This window comes from Tabrizicola soli, assembly GCF_015999335.1.
In the GTDB taxonomy this organism is placed as follows: domain Bacteria; phylum Pseudomonadota; class Alphaproteobacteria; order Rhodobacterales; family Rhodobacteraceae; genus Tabrizicola; species Tabrizicola soli.
This window is the reverse complement of the sequence record NZ_JAEACP010000014.1, coordinates 53,502-68,806: the sequence shown is the minus strand read 5'-3', so window position 1 is coordinate 68,806 and position 15,305 is coordinate 53,502. Positions and strand designations below refer to the sequence as shown.

At 69.2% G+C, this 15,305-nt stretch carries 13 protein-coding genes; 12 read left to right on the top strand and 1 reads right to left on the bottom strand.

Going from position 1 to position 15,305, the window contains the following annotated elements; genetic code table 11:
* Nucleotides 1-12 precede the first annotated feature (12 nt).
* The 9 genes from murB (at nucleotide 13) to I7S92_RS14110 (ending at nucleotide 9,977) form a co-directional block, all read left to right on the top strand.
* Complete coding sequence (murB, locus tag I7S92_RS14150; RefSeq protein WP_197645450.1) at nucleotides 13-939, top strand: UDP-N-acetylmuramate dehydrogenase; 927 nt, start codon at nucleotides 13-15, stop codon at nucleotides 937-939.
* Nucleotides 940-981: 42 nt separating this feature from the next.
* Nucleotides 982-1,902: a D-alanine--D-alanine ligase gene (locus I7S92_RS14145; protein ID WP_197645448.1), complete on the top strand. Its 921-nt coding sequence runs from the start codon at nucleotides 982-984 to the stop codon at nucleotides 1,900-1,902.
* Nucleotides 1,890-2,792 carry a cell division protein FtsQ/DivIB gene (locus I7S92_RS14140; RefSeq protein WP_197645446.1) on the top strand — a complete coding sequence of 301 codons (903 nt, stop codon included), beginning with the start codon at nucleotides 1,890-1,892 and terminating at the stop codon, nucleotides 2,790-2,792. Before I7S92_RS14145 ends, I7S92_RS14140 begins: the two co-directional genes overlap by 13 nt.
* Entirely contained in the window at nucleotides 2,789-4,123 is a 1,335-nt protein-coding gene (gene ftsA, locus I7S92_RS14135) for a cell division protein FtsA (RefSeq protein ID WP_197645444.1), read from the top strand. Before I7S92_RS14140 ends, ftsA begins: the two co-directional genes overlap by 4 nt.
* Nucleotides 4,124-4,321: 198 nt before the next feature.
* Entirely contained in the window at nucleotides 4,322-5,956 is a 1,635-nt protein-coding gene (ftsZ, locus tag I7S92_RS14130; RefSeq protein ID WP_197645442.1) for a cell division protein FtsZ, read from the top strand.
* A gap of 190 nt (nucleotides 5,957-6,146) precedes the next feature.
* A complete protein-coding gene (lpxC, locus tag I7S92_RS14125; protein ID WP_197645440.1) occupies nucleotides 6,147-7,064 on the top strand; it encodes a UDP-3-O-acyl-N-acetylglucosamine deacetylase in 918 nt (305 codons plus the stop codon).
* Between the two features lie 136 nt (nucleotides 7,065-7,200).
* Complete coding sequence (locus I7S92_RS14120; protein ID WP_197645438.1) at nucleotides 7,201-8,040, top strand: outer membrane protein assembly factor BamD; 840 nt, start codon at nucleotides 7,201-7,203, stop codon at nucleotides 8,038-8,040.
* Nucleotides 8,041-8,076: 36 nt separating this feature from the next.
* On the top strand, nucleotides 8,077-9,720 hold the full coding sequence (gene recN, locus I7S92_RS14115) for a DNA repair protein RecN (protein WP_197645436.1): 1,644 nt from the start codon (nucleotides 8,077-8,079) through the stop codon (nucleotides 9,718-9,720).
* A 95-nt stretch (nucleotides 9,721-9,815) separates the two neighbouring features.
* Nucleotides 9,816-9,977, top strand: a complete 162-nt coding sequence (locus I7S92_RS14110) for a DUF3563 family protein (RefSeq protein WP_197645435.1) — start codon at nucleotides 9,816-9,818, stop codon at nucleotides 9,975-9,977.
* Here the strand turns inward: I7S92_RS14110 and I7S92_RS14105 are convergent, their stop codons facing one another.
* Nucleotides 9,978-11,354, bottom strand: a complete 1,377-nt coding sequence (locus I7S92_RS14105) for an FAD-binding oxidoreductase (RefSeq protein WP_197645433.1) — start codon at nucleotides 11,352-11,354, stop codon at nucleotides 9,978-9,980.
* Nucleotides 11,355-11,451: 97 nt separating this feature from the next.
* Between I7S92_RS14105 and purQ the strand changes: the two genes are divergently transcribed.
* Genes purQ through I7S92_RS14090 form a run of 3 tightly spaced genes read left to right on the top strand, consistent with a single transcriptional unit; the run spans nucleotide 11,452 to nucleotide 15,263 of the window.
* On the top strand, nucleotides 11,452-12,120 hold the full coding sequence (gene purQ / locus I7S92_RS14100; protein ID WP_197645431.1) for a phosphoribosylformylglycinamidine synthase subunit PurQ: 669 nt from the start codon (nucleotides 11,452-11,454) through the stop codon (nucleotides 12,118-12,120).
* Nucleotides 12,121-12,166: 46 nt separating this feature from the next.
* Nucleotides 12,167-13,924, top strand: coding sequence for a sensor histidine kinase (locus I7S92_RS14095; protein WP_197645429.1), 1,758 nt, complete (start codon nucleotides 12,167-12,169; stop codon nucleotides 13,922-13,924).
* A 10-nt stretch (nucleotides 13,925-13,934) separates the two neighbouring features.
* The gene (locus I7S92_RS14090) at nucleotides 13,935-15,263 is read left to right on the top strand and encodes a sigma-54-dependent transcriptional regulator (RefSeq protein ID WP_197645426.1); all 1,329 of its coding nucleotides are present in this window, start codon (nucleotides 13,935-13,937) and stop codon (nucleotides 15,261-15,263) included.
* Nucleotides 15,264-15,305: the final 42 nt, after the last annotated feature.

The following is a 15,305-nucleotide window of genomic DNA, read 5'->3' as shown; positions in this document are numbered from 1 at the left end:
TATCCCGCTGGCATGACCACGTTTCCCACCCCTCGCGGCACGCTGACCCCGGACCGGCCCCTGGCCGACCTCACCTGGCTTCGGGTCGGCGGCCCGGCGGACTGGCTGTTCCAGCCGGCGGACGAGGCGGACCTGGCGCAGTTCCTGGCCGGGCTGGACCCCGCGGTGCCGGTCTTTCCGATGGGAGTCGGGTCGAATCTGATCGTGCGGGATGGCGGAATACGGGCGGTGGTGATCCGGCTGGGGCGGGGCTTCAACGGCATCGCGATCGAGGGAAGCCGCGTGACCGCGGGGGCGGCCGCGCTGGATGCTCATGTGGCCAGGCGCGCGGCCGAGGCGGGGCTGGACCTGACCTTCCTGCGCACGATCCCTGGCAGCATCGGCGGCGCGGTCCGGATGAACGCGGGCTGCTATGGCGCCTATGTGGCCGACCGGCTTGAGGAAATCCGCATCGTCACCCGAGAGGGCCGGGTGGAGGTGCTGCCTGCCGCGGCGCTGGAGTTGCGCTACCGGCAAAGCGCGCTGCCCGAGGGCGCGGTGATCGTCGCGGCCAGTTTCCGGGCCGATCCGGGCGATCCCGCAGCACTTGAGGCGCGGATGGCCGAGCAGATCGCCAAACGCGACGCCTCCCAGCCCACGAAGGAGCGTAGCGCGGGATCGACCTTCCGCAATCCGGCGGGCTACAGTTCGACCGGGCGGGCGGACGACAGCCACGAGCTGAAGGCCTGGAAGGTGATCGACGACGCCGGGATGCGCGGCGCGCGGCGGGGCGGGGCGCAGATGTCGCAGATGCATTCCAACTTCCTGATAAATGCAGGTGGGGCGACCGCCGCCGATCTGGAGAATCTCGGCGAGGACGTGCGAAAAAAGGTTTTCCAATCAAGCGGTATCAGGCTAGAGTGGGAAATCATGCGGGTCGGAGAATACCTGCAGGATTAACGATAGATCACGGGGCACGAAAGCACCCGGATGAGGCAGAGAATGGCGGGCACATCGAGCAGGATGGCCCCCAGAGTGGCGGTGTTGATGGGTGGGCTTTCCGCTGAGCGGGAGGTTTCGCTTGTCTCTGGGCGCGAATGCGCCAAGGCGCTCCGGGCGGCGGGGTATGAGGTGGTCGAGGTCGATTGCGGCCCCGATCTGCCTATGCGCCTGTCCGAGGTGAAGCCAGATGTCTGCTTCAACGCCCTGCATGGCCGCTGGGGCGAGGATGGCTGCGTCCAGGGCCTGCTGGAATGGCTGCGCATCCCCTATACCCATTCCGGGGTGCTGGCCTCGGCCTTGGCGATGGACAAGGCCAGGGCGAAAGAGGCCTTTGCCGCCGCCGGGCTGCCGGTGGTGGAAAGCGTGCTGGCCAGCCGCGATGACGTGGCGGCGGGGCATGTGCTGAAGCCGCCTTATGTGGTCAAGCCGAACAACGAGGGCTCCTCGGTCGGGGTCTATATCGTGCGCGAGGGGGCCAATGCGCCGCGGCTGGCGGCGGAGATGCCCGCGGTGGTGATGGTCGAGACCTATGCCCCCGGCCGCGAGCTGACGACGACGGTGATGGGCGACCGGGCGCTGGCGGTGACGGATATCATCACCGACGGCTGGTATGACTATGACGCGAAATACAAGCCGGGAGGCAGCCGCCATGAGTGCCCGGCGAAGCTGCCGAAGGAGATCGAGGCCGCCTGCCTGGATTTTGCGCTGCGGGCGCACCGGGCGCTGGGGTGCCGGGGGGTCAGCCGCACCGACTTTCGCTGGGACGAGGCGCGGGGGCTTGCAGGCCTGATCCTGCTGGAGACCAACACCCAGCCGGGGATGACGCCCACCTCGCTCGCCCCGGAACAGGCGGCGCTGCGGGGGATCTCCTTCCCCGAGTTCTGCGACTGGATGGTGAGGGACGCGTCATGCAACCGCTGACCGCCCGCCGCCCCGCCTATCAGCGCCAGTTGCGCCGCGACCCGGCGCCGTCGAAATGGGCCTACCGGCTGCAACGCTGGATGCTGACGCCCTATGTGCGGATGTTCCTGCGCACCGGCCTGCCGACCGTGCTTCTGCTGGGCGCGGGCGGGCTGTGGTTCAGCCATGAGGGGAACCGCACGGCACTGATCGGCCAGCTGACCCATCTGCGCCAGGAGTTCGAGGCCCGGCCCGAGTTCCGCGTCAGCCTCGCCCGGGTCGAGGGCGCCTCGCCCGAGCTGGCCGAGGCGGTGCGGGCGCGGCTGGCGCTGCCCTTGCCGATGTCCTCGTTCGACATCGACCTCGACGCCGCCCGCGCCCGGATCGAGGCGCTGGACGCGGTGCTGCGCGCCGATCTGCGGGTGCGCTCGGGCGGGGTGCTGCAGGTCACGATCACCGAGCGCGAGCCGGTGGCGATCTGGCGCACGGACACGGGGCTGATGCTGGTCGACACTGGCGGCCACCGGGTCGCGGGCCTCTTGTCGCGGGCCGACCGGCCGGACCTGCCGCTGGTCGCGGGCGAGGGCGCGGACCGCGCCATGGCCGAGGCCGAGGCGCTGTTCGACGCCGCCGGGCCGCTGCTGCCGCGCATCCGGGGCCTCGTCCGCGTCGGCGAGCGGCGCTGGGACCTGATCCTGGACCGCGACCAGCGCGTGCTTCTGCCCGCCGTCAATCCGGTGCAGGCGCTGGAGCGGCTTCTGGCGCTGGACCATGCCCAGGACATCATGAACCGCGACATCCTGACCGTCGACCTCAGGTCGGACCACCGCCCGACCCTTCGCCTGACCCCCAACGCCCTTGCCGAGCTGCGCCGCGCACAAGGCATCGAAACCATGGAGAACGAACTGTGACCGATCTCTATACCTCCCAGCGCGCCATGCGGAACATGCGCCGCGCCGCCATGCAGCGCGGCGTGATCGCCATCCTGGACGTGGGCACCTCGAAGATCGCCTGCCTGGTCCTGCGTTTCGACGGGCCGGACCGGCTGCGCGAACAGGACGGGGTCGGGCCGATGGCGGGCCAGAGCCAGTTCCGGGTGATCGGGGCGGCGACGACGCGGTCGCGCGGGGTGCGCTTCGGCGAGATCGCGGTGATGAACGAGACCGAGCGCGCGATCCGCACCGCGGTGCAGGCGGCGCAGAAGATGGCGAATGTGCGGGTCGACCATGTGATCGCCTGCTTCTCGGGGGCCGAGCCGCGCAGCTATGGCCTTGCGGGCGAACTGGAGCTGCAGGATTCGGTCGTCAGCGAGCAGGATGTGAGCCGGGTCCTCGCCTCGTGCGACGTGCCGGACATCGGTCCGGGGCGCGAGGTGCTGCATGCCCAGCCGGTGAATTTCGCGCTGGACCATCGCAGCGGCCTGGGCGACCCGCGCGGGCAGATCGGGCATCGGCTGGCGGTGGACATGCATCTTCTGTCGGTCGGCGGCGACGTGGTGCAGAACCTCTTGTACTGCATAAAACGCTGCGACCTGGAACTGGCGGGGATCGCGTCCTCGGCCTATGTCAGCGGCATCTCCAGCCTGGTCGAGGACGAGCAGGAACTTGGCGCGGCCTGCATCGACATGGGCGGCGGCGCAACGGGCCTGTCGATCTTCATCAAGAAGCACATGATCTATGCCGACTCGGTGAGGATGGGCGGGGACCATGTGACCAGCGACATCTCCAAGGGCCTGCAGATCCCGATGGCCACGGCCGAGCGGATCAAGACGCGGCACGGCGGGCTTTACGCCACCGGCATGGACGACCGCGAGATGATCGACATCGGCGGCGATTCCGGCGACTGGGAGAAGGACCGCCGCCAGATCAGCCGGACCGAGCTGATCGGCATCATGCGCCCGCGCGTCGAAGAGATCCTGGAGGAGGTCCGCGCCACGCTGGACGCGGCCGGTTTCGATAGTCTGCCCAGCCAGCAGATCGTGCTGACCGGCGGCGGCAGCCAGATCCCCGGCCTGGACGGGCTGGCGACGCGGATCCTGGGGCAGAGGGTGCGCCTCGGCCGTCCGCTTCGGGTGCAGGGCCTGCCGCAGGCGGCGACCGGGGCGGCCTTTGCCAGCGCGGTGGGCCTGTGCCTCTTTGCCGCGCATCCGCAGGACGAATGGTGGGACTTCGAGATTCCGGCCGAACGCTATCCGGCGCGCTCGTTGCGGCGGGCCGTAAAGTGGTTCAAGGACAACTGGTGACCACCATATCCGGCATTTCGGGCGAAATACCGCTGAAACCGGGGAAATACCCCCTAGATTTTGCGGTCACGCAAGGTTTTTTGCGTGACGTTATTCCGGGTTGTGGATAGAATTCGGAATAAATCGGCCAGTTTGCACGCGGGACAGGTGCGGGCCGAACGAAAACAGGCGGCGGACAAGAAACGGACGGGCAAACCCATGGCACTCAATCTGACGATGACTTCCGAGCGTGAAGAGCTGAAGCCGCGCATCACCGTTTTCGGTGTGGGCGGGGCCGGCGGCAACGCGGTCAACAACATGATCGACCAGCAGCTCGAAGGCGTGGAGTTCGTGGTCGCGAACACCGATGCGCAGGCGCTGCAGCAGTCGCGGGCGGCCGCGCGGATCCAGATGGGCCTCAAGGTGACCGAAGGGCTTGGCGCGGGCGCGCGCCCCAGCGTCGGCGCCGCCGCGGCCGAGGAGACGATCGAGGAGATCGTCGATCACCTTGCGGGCGCGCACATGTGCTTCATCACCGCCGGCATGGGCGGCGGCACCGGGACCGGCGCCGCCCCGATCATCGCGCAGGCCGCGCGCGAGCTGGGCGTGCTGACCGTCGGCGTCGTGACCAAGCCCTTCCAGTTCGAGGGCAACAAGCGGATGAAGCAGGCCGAGGAGGGGATCGAGGCGCTGCAGAAGGTCGTCGACACGCTGATCATCATTCCGAACCAGAACCTGTTCCGCCTCGCGAACGAGCGGACCACCTTCACCGAAGCCTTCGCCATGGCCGACAACGTGCTTTACCAGGGCGTGAAGGGCATTTCCGACCTGATGGTGCGGCCGGGCCTGATCAACCTCGACTTCGCCGACGTGCGGTCGGTGATGGACGAGATGGGCAAGGCGATGATGGGCACCGGCGAGGCCGATGGCGAGGATCGCGCGGTGCAGGCGGCCGAGAAGGCGATCGCCAACCCGCTTCTGGATGAGATCAGCCTGAACGGCGCCAAGGGCGTGCTGATCAACATCACCGGCGGCTATGACCTGACCCTGTTCGAGCTGGACGAGGCTGCGAACATCATCCGCGACAAGGTCGACCCCGAAGCCAACATCATCGTCGGCTCGACGCTGGACACCGGCATGGAAGGCCGGATCCGGGTGTCGGTCGTGGCCACCGGCATCGACGCTTCGGCCGCCCGCGCCGAGGAGCCGGTCGCGCGCCGCTCGATGGCCGCGCCGCTGGCGATGGCCCCGAGCCAGCCGGTCGAGGCTCCGCGCGCCCCGGCGCCGCAGGTCCAGGCCCCCGCGCCGGTCGCGCTGTCGATCGTGGACGAGCCCGAATATGACGAGCCGGTGGCGAAGATGCCGGCCTTCGACCCGGTCGCCGCCCGCGCCGGCTATGAAGCCGAGCCGATGGCCGACGACCTGCCGCCCCCGGCCTATCGCCCGGCTCCGGTGCAGCAACCCTCGCTGGTGCGCTCGACCCCGGCCGCGATCGAGGCCGATGCCGGCGATTTCGTCGCCCCGCGTCCGCGCCAGGCGGGCCAGCCTTCGGCCGAGGCGCTGGCGCGTCTGCAGGCCGCGGTCAGCCGCCCGGCCGCCGCCCCTGCGGCGCGCACGGCCCGGCCGACCCCGGTTGCGCAGGCGCCCAGCCCGGTGGCCCATGCCGCAGCCAAGCCCCGGTTCGGGATCGGCTCGCTGATCAACCGGATGGCCGGCCACCTCGACACCCCCGGCGCGGCCGTCCCGGCCAGCCGCCAGCAGCCGCCGGTGACCGCCTATGACGACGATCCGGACATGGGCACCGATCAGGACCGGATCGAGATTCCCGCCTTCCTGCGCCGTCAGGCAAACTGACAGGCGATTGCGGAGAGGATTGAGAAGGGCCCGGGAGACCGGGCCTTTTCCTTTGGAATCAACCGCTTGATCCATGTTTCAAACCTGACACATACCGTCACAAAGAGTGAGTTGTGGTCTGCCGTCCCAGGGACTAGCTAAAATGCGACTGAAGGCCGGCCGAGACCGGCCAGGGAAAAGGTTAGGCGTCGTGCAGAATACCGTGGCATCCCCTGCGACCTTCACCGGGTTCGGACTGCATTCCGGCCAGCCGGTGCGGATGGTCGTCCGTCCGGCCCCGGCCGATCACGGCATCTGGTTCCGCCGGACCGACATCCCCGGCGGCTCGCTGATTCCCGCGCGTTGGGATATGGTCACGCCCTCGCGCCTGTGCACCGTGGTCGAGAATGTCGAGGGGGCCTCGGTCTCGACGATCGAACATGTGATGGCGGCGCTGGCCGGTTCGGCGATCCACAACGCGCTGATCGACATCGACGGGCCCGAGGTTCCGATCCTGGACGGCTCGGCCATGCCCTTCGTCGCGGGATTCCTGCAGGCGGGGATCGAGGAGCAGGACGCCCCGGTCCGCGCGATCCGGGTGCTGAAGCCGGTCGAGATCCGCGAGGGCGGGGCCGTGGCCCGGCTGGAGCCGGCCGACATGCTGGAGATCGACTTCAGCATCGACTTTGCCGAGGCCGCGATCGGGATGCAGTCGCGGCGGCTGAACATGGCCAATGGCGCCTTCGTGCGCGAGCTGTCGGACAGCCGCACCTTCTGCCGCCAGTCGGACGTGGATGCGATGCGGGCCAACGGGCTGGCGCTGGGCGGGACGCTGGAGAATGCGGTGGTCTTCGACGGCGAGCGGGTGCTCTCGCCCGGCGGCCTGCGCCATGCGGACGAGCCGGTGCGGCACAAGATGCTGGACGCGGTGGGCGACCTTGCGCTGGCCGGCGGGCCGATCCTGGGCCGTTACACCGGCGAGCGGGCGGGCCACGCGCTGACCAACCGGCTGCTGCGCGCGCTGTTCGCCGACCCCTCGGCCTGGCGGTTCGTCGATTGCGGACCGCAGACCCTGGGCAAGCTGCCGGGCGTGGGCGTCCATGCCGGCGACCTGCCCGCGCAGGCCTGAGCCCTTTCCCGGCCGTGGAAAAGTCGTGAAAGGCGTTTTGCGCCCCGGATTTTTCTGTGCTAGGACAAGTCAAATCGTCCGGGCGGCGGACCCGCTGGGGATGCCGGACAGGGGCAAGGGTTTGGATAGGCTGAAAATGTCAGGCAGAAGGCCCGCCGCAGGGCTCCTTACGGTCGCGTTGCTCGCGGGGGTGCTGGCAGGTTGCGCAGGCGGCTCGAAAGAGCCTGCGCTGGACACCTACACCGCCGAAGAAATCTTCAAGAAGGGCGAGCTGGAGCTTGCGACCGGCAAGCGCCCGAAGAACGCGCTGGTCTACTTCCAGGAAGTCGAGCGGCTGTATCCCTATACGGAATATGCCAAGCGCGCCCTGATCATGCAGGCCTATACCCATCACAAGGCCAAGGAATATCCCGAGGCCCGCGATGCCGCGCAGCGCTTTCTGGACTTCTACCCCGGCGACGAGGATGCGCCCTATGCGCTGTACCTGATGGCGCTGAGCTATTACGACCAGATCGACGACGTGGGCCGCGACCAGGGGATCACCTTCCAGGCGCTCTCGGGCATGCGCGACGTGATCGAGACCTATCCCGACAGCGAATATGCCCGCTCGGCGATCCTGAAGTTCGACCTCGCCTTCGACCAGCTGGCCGCTAAGGAGATGGAGGTCGGCCGCTATTATCTGAAGCGCCGCCACTACACCGCCGCGATCAACCGTTTCCGCGTCGTGGTGCAGGATTTCCAGACCACCACCCATACCGCCGAGGCGCTGCACCGGCTGGTGGAAAGCTATGTCGCGCTGGGCCTGAACGACGAGGCGCAGACGGCGGCGGCGATCCTGGGCTACAACTACCAGTCCTCGCCCTTCTACGAGGACAGCTACCGGCTGCTGAAGGGCAAGGGGCTGTCGCCCGAGGCCAAGGGCGAAAGCTGGCTGCGCACGATCTATCGCCAGATGGTGAAGGGCGAGTGGTTGTAGGAATGGTGCGCTGTAGCGCACCCTACGAGGCTGACCATGCTGCGTAGTCTGGACATCCGCGATGTGCTGATCATCGACCGGCTGAGCCTCGACCTCGGGCCCGGCCTGAACGTGCTGACCGGCGAGACGGGGGCGGGGAAGTCGATCCTGCTGGATGCGCTGGGCTTCGTCCTGGGCTGGCGCGGGCGGGCGGAGCTGGTGCGGGCGGGCGCCGCGCAGGGCGAGGTGACGGCGGTCTTCGACCTTCCGCCCGGCCATGCCGCGCTTGCGGTTCTGGAGGAGGCGGGAATCGCCGCCGGGGATGAGCTGATCCTGCGCCGGGTCAACAGCGCGGACGGGCGCAAGACCGCCTTCGTGAACGACCGCCGCGTCTCGGGCGAGGTCTTGCGCGACCTGTCGGATCATCTGGTGGAGCTGCATGGCCAGCATGACGACCGGGGCCTTCTGAACCCGCGCGGGCATCGGGCGCTGCTGGACGCTTTCGCTGGACTGGACCTTTCGGCCCTGCGCTCGGCCTGGGCGTCGCAGCGCGAGGCGCGGGCGGCATTGGCCGAGGCCGAGGGCGCGCTGGCGCGGGCGGCGGCCGAGGAGGAATTCCTGCGCCATGCGGTCGCGGAGCTGGACAAGTTGGACCCGGAGCCGGGCGAGGATGCGGCGCTGGATGCGCGGCGGCGGCTGATGCAGGGCGCGGGCCGCATCCGCGAGGATGTGGCGAAGGCTTTGGCCGCGCTGTCGGAGGAGGGTGCCGAGGGCCGGATGCGTGACGCCTTGCGCTGGCTCGACGGGGCGCTGGACCGGGCCGAGGGGCGGCTCGAAGCACCGATGGAGGCGCTGAACCGGGCGCTGATCGAACTCGGCGAGGTTCAAGACGGGGTGGCGCGGGCGCTGGAGGCGCTGGACTTCGATCCGGGCGAGCTGGAGCGGGTCGAGGAGCGGCTGTTCGCGATCCGGGCGCTGGCGCGCAAACATGGCGTCCTGGCCGACGATCTGGGCGGTTTCGCCGAGGGGCTAAGGGCGCGGCTGGCGGCGATCGACGGCGGGGCGGCGGGGATCGCGAAGCTGGGCAAGGCGGTGGCCGAGGCGGAAGCGGGCTATGCGGCCGAGGCGGCGCGGGTGACGGCGGCGCGGCGCGTAGCGGCCGGGCGGCTGGACGCGGCGATGGCGGCGGAACTGGCGCCCCTGAAGATGGAGCGCGCGGTTTTCGCCACCGAGATCACCGGCGGCGAGCCGGGGCCGGAGGGCGTTGATGCGGTGACCTTCACCGTGGCGACCAATCCCGGCGCGCCCTCGGGGCCGTTGAACCGGATCGCCTCGGGCGGGGAACTCAGCCGCTTCCTCCTGGCGCTGAAGGTCTGCCTGACCGGCGATAGTCCGGGCGTAACGCTGATCTTCGACGAGATCGACCGCGGCGTCGGCGGGGCCACGGCGGATGCGGTGGGCCGCAGGCTGAAGGCGCTGGCGCAGGGCGCGCAGGTGCTGGTGGTGACCCATTCGCCGCAGGTCGCGGCCTTCGGCGCGCGGCACTGGCGGGTGGAGAAGCGGGTGGCGGAGGGGCAGACGCTCTCGACCGTGACCGGGCTGGGCGAGGGGGACCGGGTCGAGGAGATCGCCCGGATGCTGGCCGGCGACACGGTGACCGAGGCCGCGCGGGCGGCGGCGCGGGCCTTGCTGGCGGGCTGATCCATGCGCCCGGCGCATGACGGATCTGTCGCGCCGTCCCCTATGATGCTGCGCTGCGGCATCCTATGTTCCGGACAGGACAAGGAACCGCAAGAATGCTCAAGTTTCTCAAATCGCTGATTTCCGGGAAGGCTTTCCCCTCCATCGCCGAGCTGGAACGCGCCTATCTGAATGCCTCGGTCTCGCGGATCGACCTGGAGCGCCGCGAGCGCGAAATCGAGGGCGGGCTGTTCCGTCGCTCGAGCTTTGACTTCTGATCAGGGCTGACCCGGCACCAGCTTGCCGGGGTTCATCAGGCGCATCGGATCCAGCGCCGCCTTCACCGCGCTCATGACCTGCCAGGCCGCGCCATGCTCGGCCGCCATCAGGCCCAGCTTGCCGAAGCCCACCCCATGCTCGCCGGTGATGGTCCCGCCCAGCCGCAGCGAGCGGTCCGCCATCCGCGTCGCCAGGGCCTTCGCGGTGGCCACTTCCTCGGGCCGGGCAGGATCGACCATCAGGATCGCGTGGAAATTGCCGTCGCCGACATGGCCCAGGATCGGACCGGGGATGCCGGAGGCGGCGATGTCGGCCCGCGTCTCCTCGACCGCTTCCGCAAGGCGGGAAATCGGCACGCAGACATCTGTCACCACCGCCTTCGCCCCCGGCCGCGAGGCCAGGATCGCGCGATAGGCCGCGTGGCGGGCGGCCCAGAGCCGGGTGCGGTCCTCCTGCTGCGCGGCCCAGTCCAGACCCGATGCCCCGAACCCGGCCGCGAGGTCGCGGAAGCGGCGGACGTCCTCGGCCAGGCCCTCCGGGTGGCCGTGGAACTCCACCAGCAGCTGCGGGGCAGGGGGGAGGGTCAGGCCGGAATGGGCATTGCAGGCGGCGACCGTCTCGGCATCGAGAAATTCGATCCGGGCCGGGGTCAGCCCCATCTGCATCGTCGCGATCACGCAATCGACCGCCGCCGCGACCGAGGGGAAAGCGGCCACGGCGGTCATCACCGCCTCGGGCTGGCCGGTCAGCTTCAGCGTGAGCTCGGTGATCAGGCCCAGCGTTCCCTCGGACCCCACAAACAGCGCGGTCAGGTCGTAGCCCGAAGCCGATTTCGGCGCGCCCGAGCCGGTGCGGATCACCTCGCCCCCGGCCAGCACCACCACCAGCCCGCGCACATTGTCGCGCATCGTGCCGTAGCGCACCGCCGTCGTGCCCGAGGCGCGGGTCGCCGCCATGCCGCCCAGGCTGGCGTTGGCGCCGGGATCGACCGGGAACATCAGCCCGGTCGTCCGAAGCTCGCGGTTCAGCGCCTCGCGGGTGATGCCGGGCTGGACGCGGACCAGACGGTCCTCGGGCCGCACCTCAAGCACCGCGGCCATCTCGCGGAAATCGACCGCCACGCCGCCCGCCACCGCCAGCGCGTGACCCTCGAGCGAGGTGCCCGCGCCCCAGCCGGTCAGCGGCACGCGATGTCCGGCCGACCAGCGGGCAAGGGCGGAGACCTCTTCGGTCGAGCGGGGGAACACCACGGCGTCGGGTGGGCCGGCCGAGACCAGGCTTTCGCTTTGGCCGTGTTCGGCCAGGACGGCGGGGGCGGTCGAGGCGCGGTCGCCGAAAAGGGCGCGCAGGGCGGCAAGGGCGGGAGCGGTCAGCATCGGTCCAGCCTAGCCGCTTTCGATGGGGGCGCAAGCACTGGCCCTTTCTGCGCCGATCCGCTAGAAAGCCCGCATCCGCCAGCACGGGAGTCGCGCCATGAAAGCCGCCGTCGTCACCTTCCCCGGATCGAACTGCGACCGCGACCTCGCCGTCGCTTTCCAGGGCGCGGGATTCGAGGTCGCCCGCGTCTGGCACAAGGACACCGAACTGCCCAAGGGCGTCGATGTCGTCGGCATCCCCGGCGGGTTCAGCTTCGGCGATTACCTGCGCTGCGGCGCCATCGCGGCCCAGTCGCCCATCGGCCGCGCGATCCGCGCCCATGCCGACCGGGGCGGCTTTGTCCTGGGCATCTGCAACGGCTTCCAGGTCATCACCGAGATGGGCCTGCTGCCCGGCGCGCTGATGCGCAATGCCACGCTGAAATTCCTTTGCCGCACGGTCACGCTGCGGGTGGCGACCACCGACAGCGCCTATACTTCCGGCTATGCGAAGGGCCAGGCGCTGCAGATTCCGATCGCGCATCACGACGGCAACTATACCATCGACGCCGAGGGGCTGGCGCGGCTGCAGGGCGAGGATCGCATCGCCTTTACCTATGAGCAGAACCCGAACGGCAGCTCCGCCGACATCGCAGGCGTGCTGTCGGAAAACCGCAGGGTGCTGGGGATGATGCCGCATCCCGAACGCGCGACCGATGGCGCGCTGGGGTCGGAGGACGGCCGCCCGCTGTTCGCCGCGCTGATGGGCGGGATGGCGCTGGCCTGACCGCCCCCCGCTTGAGGGTGCCGGACCCCGGCCCTACTCTCGCCGCATGAGATCCGAGACGTCCCCTCTTTCCAGCAGCCCGTCCGGCCTGCCCTGGCGCGTGAAGCTGGTGGTGGGGCTGCTGATCCTGCTGGCGGTCGGGATCGTCCTGGTCTCGAACCGCCTGCTGACCGACCGCTATACCGCCGATACCAGGGGCCGGGCCGAGGTCCGGCTGGCGCTTTACACCGGCAACCTGATGGCCGAATTGCAGCGCACCTCGGTCGTGCCGCTGCTTCTGGCCGCAGACCCCGCTCTGGTGCAGGCGCTGCGGGACAGGAATTTCTCGTCGACTTCCGCCAAGCTGATCGCGTTGCAGGGCCAGATCGGCGTCGCCTCGATCCGGCTTCTGGATGCCGACGGGCGCACGGTGGGGGCGACCAACCGCAACGTCCTGGGCACCAGCCAGCGCAACGAGACCTTCTTCGTCGCGGCGCAACGCAACAAGGAGACCGTCTTCACCGCGCTGCGCCGCGATACGGGCGGGTTCGACTTCCTTTATTCGCGGGCGATCATGGGGGATGCGAAGCCGATCGGGGTGATCGTGGTCTCGGTCGACCTGATGAAATACGAACGCGCCTGGGCGGGGTTGCAGGATGCGGTGATGGTCACCGACAGCGAGGGAACCGTGGTCCTCTCGACCGAGCCGCGTTGGCGCGGGCAGAAGATCGAGGAGGCGCTGGCGCTGCGCGACCCGCCCTCGGCCATTGCGCGCGCGCTGCAGGCGACCGCCGACTGGGCGCAGACGCCGCCCGACGCCTATGTCAGCGGCGAGGCCGTGATGAAGACCGAGGCGCGGGTTCCCTTCCGCGGCTGGAAGCTGTCGACCTTCACCGCCTATGGCTCGGTCCGCGAGCAGGTGAACGGCATCCTCGCGCTGGAAATCATGGGCTTCGCCATCCTGATGGCCTTCACCTTCTACATCCTGTCGCGCCGGGCCTGGTCGCGCTCGCTGTCGTTCCAGCGCGAATCGCTGGAACTGCGCAAGCTGAACGCCCGCCTCCAGCGCGAGATCGCCGAACGCGAGAAGGTGCAGAAGGACCTGGAGGTGGCCGAACTGACGCTGGCGCAGTCCTCGAAGCTTGCCGCCCTGGGCGAGATGTCGGCGGCGGTCAGCCACGAGCTGAACCAGCCGCTCGCCGCGATGAAGACCTATCTCGCCGGCGCGCGGCTTCTGTTGCAGCGCAAGCGGCCCGAGGAGGCGCTGTCCAGCTTTCAGCGGATCGACGACCTGATCGAGCGGATGGGCGCGATCACGCGGCAGTTGAAGTCCTATGCGAGGAAGGGCGGAGAGGCCTTCGAGGAGGTTGACCTTCGCGCCTGCGTCTCCGCGGCGCTGGCGATGATGGAGCCGCAGCTGAAGGCGCGGGTCGTCAGGATCAGCCGGGGAATGCCGCGCCAGCCGGTGATGGTCATGGCCGACCGGATCCGGCTGGAGCAGGTGATCATCAACCTCTTGCGCAACGCGCTGGACGCGACCAAGGATGTGACCTCGCCGCAGATCGACCTCCTCCTCTCGGCGGGCGAGACGGCGACGCTGACGGTGCGGGACAACGGCCATGGGATCGTCGATCTCGAGAACCTGTTCGAACCCTTCTACACCACCAAGAAACCCGGCGAGGGCGTGGGCCTGGGGCTGGCGATCTCGTCCGGGATCGTGACCGATCTTGGCGGACGCCTGACCGCACGGAACGCGGAAGGGGGCGGCGCCGTTTTCGAAATGCAGTTGCCGATCCTCGGCAACAGACAGGAAGCAGCAGAATGAAGAGGTCCAGATGGCCCGGGCAATGAAAGTGGCGATCGTCGACGACGAGACCGACATGCGGCAGTCGATCAGCCAGTGGCTGGCGCTCTCGGGGTTCGACACCGAAACCTATGCCAGCGCGGAAGAGGCGCTGAAGGTGATCGGCGCCGATTTCCCCGGCGTGGTGGTCAGCGACATCCGGATGCCGGGCATGGACGGGATGGCCTTCCTCAAGCGGCTGATGGGGCTGGATTCGGGGCTGCCGGTGATCATGATCACCGGCCACGGCGACGTGCCGATGGCGGTCGAGGCGATGCGGGTCGGGGCCTTCGACTTCCTGGAAAAGCCCTTCAACCCCGACCGGATGACCGAGCTGGCCAAGAAGGCCACCCAGGCGCGGCGGATGACGCTGGACAACCGGGCGCTCAGGAAGGAGCTGTCGGACGGCTCGACCATCATGAAGAAGCTGATCGGCTCCTCGCCCGCGATCGAGCGGCTGCGCGAGGATATCCTCGACCTCGGCCAGGCCGACAGCCATGTGCTGATCGACGGCGAGACCGGGACCGGCAAGACGCTGGTCGCCCATGCCCTGCATGCGGTGGGGCCGAGGGCGTCGAAGAAGTTCGTCGCGATCTCCTGCGCTGCCTGGGGCGAGGACCAGCTGGCGGCGCGGCTCTTCGGGCCGGGCGAGGACGGGGCGATTCCCCTGGTCGAGGAGGCGCGGGGCGGCACGCTTTGCCTCGAGGACATCGAGGCGCTGCCGAACGCGCTGCAGGCGCGGCTTCTGGCCTTCATCAACGACCAGGGCACCCCGCCCGAGACCCGGATCATCGCGATCTGTAACCAGCACGCCCCCGACACGACGCTGGAACAGGCGCTGCGACCGGATCTCTACTACCGGCTGGGGGCGATGACGATCCTGCTGCCGCCGCTGCGCAGCCGGGGCGAGGATATCCTGACGCTCTTCACCCGGCTGAGCGAGCAGTTCGCCGAGGAATACGGCTGCGAGGCGCCGCAGGTGACCGCGCAGGAGGCGGCGCAGCTTCTGCAGGCGCCCTGGCCGGGGAATGTGCGGCAACTGGTCAACATCGCCGAGCGCGCGGTCCTGCAGAACCGGCGCGGCTCGGGGTCGATCGCCTCGCTGCTGATGGCCGACAACGAGGCGGCGGGGCCGGCGCTGACCACGGAGGGCAAGCCGCTGAAGGATTATGTCGAGGCTTTCGAGCGGATGCTGATCGACAACACGATGCGGCGGCACAAGGGGTCGATCGTGGCGGTGATGGAGGAGCTTTGCCTGCCGCGGCGGACCCTGAACGAAAAGATGGCCAAGTATGGGCTGAGCCGGTCGGACTATGTCTGACCGTATCGCCTGAAATCAAGGGCCTGGCCGGGGTTGTTCAGG